This is a genomic window from Peptidiphaga sp., from assembly GCF_057238965.1.
This window is the reverse complement of sequence record NZ_DBHHEV010000071.1, coordinates 1-7456: the sequence shown is the minus strand read 5'-3', so window position 1 is coordinate 7456 and position 7456 is coordinate 1. Positions and strand designations below refer to the sequence as shown.

The window sequence follows — 7456 nt, the reverse complement described above, 5'->3', positions numbered from 1 at the left end:
CTGTCTCTTCGACGTCGGCCCTGTGGGCGACGTCGCGGCGCACCTTGCGAAGCTTGCGTTCGGAAATTGTGCGCTCAGCGTATTCGGCCTCCCACGCGGGCGCCTCGGAGTACGCGGCCTTGGCGGGCCTGCGCGTCGGCTGCAGCGGTTCGACGCCGGGCGCCAGCCTCCGGGCCAGGGCGAGGAAGCCCGTGTGCGCCACCATCCGGTGGTCGGGCCTGACGGCGAGCCCCTCCAGATGCCAGGTCCGCACGAGGGTCTCCGAGGCGGAAGGCTCCGTGAACAGTCCGCTTGCCCGCAGTTCTTCGACGAATCGGGAAAGCTGGGTGGTCGTGGCGACGTAGGCGAGGACGACGCCGCCGGGCCTGAGCGCGCGGGCCGCCGCCTCAACGAGGTCCCACGGGGCCAACATGTCCAGGATGACGTGGTCGAGCTCGCCCTCTTCGAGCCCTTCGAGGGCGTCGAGCGCCTCCCCCGTCCGAATCGTCCACGGCGGGCACTCCTCGCCGTACCACGAGCGAACGTTCGCCTCCGCTATTTCGGCGAATTCCGGGCGGCGCTCGGCCGAGAGGACGTGGCCGCCCGGCCCCGCTGCGGCCAGAAGGGACAGGGTCAGCGCGCCAGACCCAAGGCCCGCCTCGAAAACGCGGGCGCCGGGGAAGACGTCGGCGGCATGGACGATCTGGGCGGCGTCCTTGGGGTAGACGACCGTCGCTCCCCGCGGCATCGACAGCACGTAGTCGGAGACGAGCGGGCGGAGCGCCAGGAAACGCCTGCCTTCTTCGGTCTCGACGACGGTTCCCTCCTCGCGGCCGATGAGCTCGCTGTGGCGGAACGAGCCCCTGGTCGATTGGAAGTAGCCGTCGCCGGTGAGGGAGATCGTGTACTGGCGACCTTTCGGGTCGGTTAGCTGCACGCGTTCGCCCGCTTTGAACGGGCCGCGGCGGCGCGAGGAAGTCGGTCCGGTCATGGTCTCAGATTCTAGCGAGCCGAATGCGTCGGAGGGCCGATGTACGGTTGTGACATGAGCAGACATGCGGCCCTTTCCCCTTCGCGGGCGAAAGACTTCAAGCAGTGCCCCCTGATGTTTCGGTTCCGGACGGTCGACAGGCTCCCCGAGCCGCCGTCCCTCGAGGCGCTTCGAGGCACCCTCGTGCATTCGGTTCTGGAGCATCTTTATGACAAGCCCGCGGCCGCCCGCACGGAGGAGGCGGCCCAGGGGCTTCTCCTTCCCCGCTGGAACGCGCATTTGGACTCCAAACCGCGCGATCGCGATCTATTCGAGGGGCCCGCGCATCTCGAGACGTGGCTCGGCAGCGCGCGCACGCTCATTGGCAACTACTTCCGCATGGAGAATCCGACGTTCATAGAGCCCGCGGCGCGCGAGCAATTCGTCAACGCGCGCCTCGCCTCCGGCTTGGCCGTGCGCGGCATAGTCGATCGAATCGACGAGGCGCCCGACGGCGCGCTTCGCATCGTCGACTACAAAACGGGAAAGTCCCCCGGCCCCAGATTCCAAGGCGAGGCGCTTTTTCAAATGCGCTTCTATACAGCGGCCATCGCCCTGTCACGGGGGAGGCTCGCCAGACGCACGCAGATCATCTACCTCAAGGACGGGCGGACGCTGACCTACGATCCGGTCCCCGACGACGTCGACGCCGTCGTCTTCGAGCTTGACTCCATATGGAACGCGATAGAGGAGCGCCTTGACGCGGCCGATTTCGAGCACAAGCCGTCCCGGCTGTGCGACTGGTGCCATTTCCAGGAGCACTGCCCCGCTTTCGGCGGCGCTGCCCCCGCCATGAGCGAGGAAGGCGCGGCGGCCCTCCGCACGGCGAAAGGGCCGGCTCCAGCAGAGCCTTCCGACGAATGGCGGCCTGCCGCCGACCGGCGCCCGCGGGGAGGGCCTCGAAACAGCGGATGACGGGTAGCTGTTCGCGAGATCCGTTTGCCGCGAACGGCTGACAGGCCGCCCGTCGCGCCGCCTCTCCAGGCCGCTTTCAGGTTCGAGCGCCGTGAGCGCCGTCCGCATAAGGGTCGCCCTGCGGGCGTTCTCCGCCCATGAAGCGCCGCAGAGCGGCCTCGTCGACCGATTCGAGGGAGTCGATCTTGACGAGGCCCGGAGCGGGCGGCACATCGACCATGTAAGGCACGTGGACCACGCGCGCCCGCGCGGCCATCCCCGACCGCACCCCGAAGATCGAATCTTCGATCACGAGCGAGGAAGAGGGATCCGCCCCGGCGAGCTCCGCGGCGCGCAGGTAGGGCGCGGGATCGGGCTTGCCGGGAAGGCCGTGGTCCCCCGCGACGATCGTCGTGAGGGAGCCGGGCGGCGCATCCTTCACCACGATGCGGGCAAACCGCTCGTAGGAAGACGTGACGAGCGCCGTCGGGATCCCCAAATCCACCGTGAGGGAGAGAAGCTCGTAAGCGCCCGGCCGCCAGGGCACTTTCGAGGCCTCTCCGATCTCGCACACCCGGGAGACGAGCCTGCGGCCCAGCTCTTGCGGGCTTATCGGCAGCTCGAAGTCCGCCACGATCTTGGACGTCGCATACTCCAGCGAACTTCCGACGATCTGCGCCACGTACTCCTTGGACCACGTGGCGCCCAGGTCGCCCATGATCTCCGTTTCCGCCTGGTACCACCAGTCTTCGGAGTTGGCGAGCGTGCCGTCCATGTCGAGCAGGACGGCACGCGGAAGGCCGCGGGCGGCGGAATCGGAAGGCATGTTCACCTCGATCTGGAAGAGACGGCCTTGTGTGAGAAGGCCTTTTGAAAAACAGCCCGTCAGTAGGCGTAGACGACGCCGCCGACCAGGAGGCCCACCACGACGATCGCGAGGACGATTCGGTAGACGACGAACGGCATGTAGGACCGCGTGGAGATGAGCTTGAGGAACCACACGATCACGGCGTATCCGACGACGAATGAGACGATCGTCGCCAAAATGGTCGGCCCAGCGGCAAGCGAGGCGGTGTCGAAGTTCTTGGCGAGCTGGAAGAAGCCCGAAAGGACGACTGCCGGGATGGCCAGGAGGAAAGAGACCCGAGCGGCCGCCTCCCTCGTGTACCCGAGAAGGAGGCCGACGGTGATCGTCCCGCCCGAGCGAGAGACTCCCGGAATGAGGGCCATGGCCTGGCCGAATCCCACGAGGACGCCGTCGCCCAGCGTCATCTCGTCAAGATGCTTCGTGTGCGCGGACCTGCGGTCGGCCCACCCCAGGATGACGGCGAAGAGGGCCAAGACGACGGCGACGATGTAGAGATTGCGAAGCTTGGTTTCAATGGCGTCTTGGAAAAGCAGCCCGAGCACGCCGATAGGAATCGTGCCGAAGATGACGATCCACCCCATGCGCGCGTCGGGATCGGAGGAGGGAAGGCGATTTCTGCCGGCAAGGGGAAGAGAGCGGAACCAGCGGGAGATGATCCGGCCGATGTCTTTGGCGAAGTACGTGATGACGGCGGCCTCGGTTCCCAGCTGTATGACGGCGGTGAAGGCGGCTCCGGGATCGCCCCATCCGAACAGGTCGCCGAAGATTCGAATGTGCGCTGAGGAGCTGATTGGCAGGAACTCCGTGAGCCCTTGGACTATGCCCAAAACGAGTGCTTCAAAATATCCCATCGGGCCAGCTTACTGGCCCGGGCTGGGAGGTTCACACTGCGGGCTAAGCTAGGCTGGTCTCTATGAGAGAACGCACAGTGGGCGCCAGCGGCCTCGTCGTGGGGGCGGTCGGGCTCGGCACACTCACCTGGGGCCGCGATACCGACGTCAAGGAGGCCAAGGGCCAGCTGGAGACGATTCTCGATTCCGGTGGAAATCTCATCGACACCTCGCCCGCCTTCGGCCAGGGCGCGGCGGAGTCTTGCGTCGGCGAGCTTCTCGACGCCGTCGTGGATCGCGAGTCCGTCGTGCTGTGCACGCGCGCCGGATTCGTTCCAGGCCCGAACGGGCTTCGATTCGGCGCGGGACGAGGGCCCATTCTTGACTCGGTGCGGGCTTCGCTCGAACGCCTCAACACGAGCTACATCGACCTCCTGCTCGTCGCCTGCCCCGATCCATTGGCGCCCGACGAGGAAACCGCCTCGGCTCTCGGATGGCTCATCGACCGCGGAATCGTCAGGTACATCGGGGTTCAGGAGTACTCGTCGTGGCGCGCCGCAATCCTGACCGAGAGGCTCCGGGCGGCCGGGCTTCCTCTCATCACGGCGGTCGAGCGGGAGTATTCCCTCGTCTGCCGCGACGTCGAGGCCGAGATCGTCCCCATGGCCTCCCACACGGGGATGGGCCTCTTCGCCTCTTCTCCGCTCGGCCGCGGAGTGCTCACCGGGAAATACCGCCATTCGATCCCGCCAACATCGCGCGCCGCCTCCGAGCACCTCGCCGCCTTCGTCGAGCCGTACCTCGACGAGAGGGCCCGCCGAATAGTCGAAGCGGTGGCGAAGGCTGCCGACGGCCTCGGGCGCACGCCCGCCGACGTCGCACTTTCATGGGTCGTCGGCCGACCGGGCGTCACCGCCGCGATCGTGGGCGCGAGGACCGCGGCCCAGCTTCAGGCGACGGTCTCGCGATGCAAGCCGCTCCCCGAGCTCGTTTCCGAGGCTCTGGCGGACATCAGCGACTAGCCGGCCGGGGCGGGCCTTAACCGCCGGAGCCGTCCTCCGGATCCTCCTCGTAGTCGCCGTCGTCAAAGTCGGCGTCGTCGAGGCCTTCCTCGTCTTCAAGCGTGTCGTCGTCTATTTCCTCGTCGTCCTCGAGGTCGTCTTCGTCTTCAAGGTCGTCGTCGAAATCCTCGTCCTCTTCTAGGTCGTCGTCTAGATCGGCGTCGTCCTCGTCGTCCAGATCGAAGTCGTCGTAATCGTCGTCGAAATCCTCGTCGTAATCATCGTCGTCGCCGTATACGTCCAAGGGTGCCTCGACTCCATACCCGGTGAAAACGACGTCGTCGTAGACGATGTAGGCATCGGCGAGAGCGTCGGCAGCCTCCGCGACGCTGGGCGCACTCGGGTCCTGTGCGGTCGAAGCGGCGAGATGAAAGGCTTCTAACGCGCCGATCAGTCGATCGAGGGCAGAACGCGGGTTCATAGACATGCACTAAGGGTAACCCGAGAAAGGCGATCTACGCCACACCATGAAATTTTCAACGTTTTAATTCGTTTTCCGTAATCTCCGCTTTGCGCAGCCTTCGAAGCCTTCATCCTGCAAAGTTTCCGACGTCGCTGCCGGACTTCGGGCCGTGACGGCCCGCCAAGGTTCAAATCTGAGCGCTTCGCCCGATTTCCAGCCGTGCGAAAGCGGCTCTGACAGCCTTTGGCCGCAGACGGCTCAGCTCGCAGGCAGTTGCCAGTGACTCAGCTCGCTATCAGGGGTAGAGTGAGCGGTGTGGACTTCTGTACACAAGTCCATGTGTCGATGAGTTGCAGCCTGAAGAGTCGGTTCGAGAATAAAGGAGTCAGTTCGAGAATAAATTGGAAAACCCATTTCAAGAATAAAATTGAATTCATTTCAAAATTGAATTGGGATTGATTTCAGCGATTGACTTCCGGATCGCCTTAAGGAGGCAGGCAAACTCATACCAGACAAAGAGAACACGTATCGCGCGAAGGGAGCGGACATGATACGCAGTAGAAAGTGGAGGGCGCGCCTGGGCCTTGTCTCGGCGGTGGCCGTCATAGGCGCGGGGGCTTTGGCTCCGCAGGCGGCCCATGCCGAGGGCACGCCCAAGCCGCCCGGCCCCAGCGGCGCCCAACAAGACGACGGCGCTCAAAAGCAGGCCGGCGGAACCACACGACAGAAGAACAAAGACGAGATTCGGCAGAGGCTTCAGACATTGAAGAGCAGGGCGCACGCCTCCCCCGGGTTCGCCGGCAAGTGGTTCGTCCAATTCTCTGAAAAACCCACCATCAAAGGCGGGTCGGCCAAGACGATCACGGCCCAGCAGAAAACCTTCAGCTCAACAGCCCCGAAGAACGTCAAAGTCACCGACTCCTACTCGAAAGTCTGGAACGGGGTCGCCGTCAAAGCCGAAGACAAAGACCTGGACAAGATACTCCAAGCCAAAAACGTCAAAGCCGTCTTCCCCGTCCTGACCGTCCAGCAACCGGAAGAGCCCGCCCAGAAGCCCGAACAGAAGGACGGCGTCAAACCCGCCCTTTTCACGGCGGGAGACCTCACGGGCGTCCCTTACGCCCGCAAAGAACTGGGGTTGACGGGCAAGGGGGTCAAGATCGGGATCATCGACACCGGCATCGACATCGACCATCCCGCCTTCGGCGGATCGGGCGTGCCCGGATCGGCGGCCTTCCCCACGTCCAAGGTCGTCGCCGGATACGACTTCGTCGGAGACGAATACAACGATGACAAGAGTTCCGGCGCCTACAACCCCAATCCGAAACCCGACCCGGTTCCCAACGACTGCAACAATCACGGAACTCACGTGGCCAGTATCGCCGCCGGAAACGACAAGGCGAGGAAGCTCCGGGGCGTCGCCCCCGACGCCAAGCTCGGCGTCTACCGAGTCTTCGGATGTGACGGCGGAACCGGAAACGACGTCATACTCGCGGCGATGGAGCGCGCAACCAAAGACGGCATGGACGTGGTCAACATGTCCTTGGGCGGCGACTTCGCATCGTGGCCCAATTATCCGACGGCCGCCGCCGCCGACGCGATGGCCGACTCGGGCATCGTCGTCACAGCCGCGGCGGGAAACGCGCGCATTAAGGGAATCTTCGCCAACGGCGCCCCTTCCGTAGCGCGCAAGGCGATCAGCGTCGGCTCGGTTGACAATACCCATACGCGTTCCTTTACTTTCAAGGGCCCCGACGGAAAACTTGTCTCCTACACCGCTTTACAGGGAAGCCCGGAAGCGCCCACCTCCGGAAAACTGGAGCTCGCAGTTTACCCCGACGGGAAGAAGACCGGCGCCGTCGACCTTCCCGGCACGCCCTTTAAAGGCAAAGCCGTTCTCGTCGCACGCGGAGACACCAAGTTCCACGAAAAGGCTTTGGCTGCCCAGAACGACGGCGCAGCAGCAGTGATCATCTACAACAATGAAGAGGGAACCCTTGGGGCAGAAGCCAAAGGCGAACCCGCCATTCGGATTCCAACGGTCGGCGTCACTCAAGCCGAAGGCGCGAAGCTCGAGGCGGCTGCGGCGGCGGGTTCGGCCTCGATCGAATGGACGCGCGAGGAGGTTGTGAGCGCGGATTCCAACGGAGGCGCGCTTTCCGATTCCTCGTCTTTCGGTTTGGCGGCGGATCTGACGGTCAAGCCGGACGTCCTCGCCCCGGGAGGCAATATCTACGCCGCGATCCCGATCAAAAAGCAAGGCGAACGGGGATACGCAAGCTATTCCGGCACGTCGATGGCCTCTCCGCACGCGGCCGGCGCCGCGGCGCTGCTGTTGCAGTCGAATACGGCGCTGAATCCCGGCGACGTCCGCACAGTCCTGCAAAACAC

At 64.5% G+C, this 7456-nt stretch carries 7 protein-coding genes; 3 read left to right on the top strand and 4 right to left on the bottom strand.

Going from position 1 to position 7456, the window contains the following annotated elements; all coding sequences use genetic code 11:
• Positions 1-970 (bottom strand): tRNA (adenine-N1)-methyltransferase (locus ACO48X_RS08610; protein WP_485001675.1); only part of this gene is annotated, 970 nt, incomplete at its 3' end.
• 54 nt (positions 971-1024) lie between these two features.
• On the opposite strand from ACO48X_RS08610, the gene ACO48X_RS08605 reads away from it, so the two are divergent.
• Positions 1025-1924: a RecB family exonuclease gene (locus ACO48X_RS08605; RefSeq protein ID WP_485001674.1), complete on the top strand. Its 900-nt coding sequence runs from the start codon at positions 1025-1027 to the stop codon at positions 1922-1924.
• Between the two features lie 76 nt (positions 1925-2000).
• Here ACO48X_RS08605 and ACO48X_RS08600 read toward each other — a convergent pair whose 3' ends face one another.
• Together ACO48X_RS08600 and ACO48X_RS08595 are read right to left on the bottom strand one after the other, a co-directional pair.
• Positions 2001-2729, bottom strand: a complete 729-nt coding sequence (locus tag ACO48X_RS08600) for an HAD family hydrolase (protein WP_485001673.1) — start codon at positions 2727-2729, stop codon at positions 2001-2003.
• A gap of 59 nt (positions 2730-2788) precedes the next feature.
• Positions 2789-3622, bottom strand: coding sequence for an undecaprenyl-diphosphate phosphatase (locus ACO48X_RS08595; RefSeq protein ID WP_485001672.1), 834 nt, complete (start codon positions 3620-3622; stop codon positions 2789-2791).
• 62 nt (positions 3623-3684) lie between these two features.
• Between ACO48X_RS08595 and ACO48X_RS08590 the strand changes: the two genes are divergently transcribed.
• Entirely contained in the window at positions 3685-4623 is a 939-nt protein-coding gene (locus ACO48X_RS08590) for an aldo/keto reductase (protein ID WP_485001671.1), read from the top strand.
• A gap of 16 nt (positions 4624-4639) precedes the next feature.
• Here the strand turns inward: ACO48X_RS08590 and ACO48X_RS08585 are convergent, their stop codons facing one another.
• Complete coding sequence (locus ACO48X_RS08585; protein WP_485001670.1) at positions 4640-5089, bottom strand: hypothetical protein; 450 nt, start codon at positions 5087-5089, stop codon at positions 4640-4642.
• Between the two features lie 523 nt (positions 5090-5612).
• On the opposite strand from ACO48X_RS08585, the gene ACO48X_RS08580 reads away from it, so the two are divergent.
• On the top strand, positions 5613-7456 hold a 1844-nt coding region (locus tag ACO48X_RS08580; protein WP_485001669.1), incomplete at its 3' end, for a S8 family serine peptidase.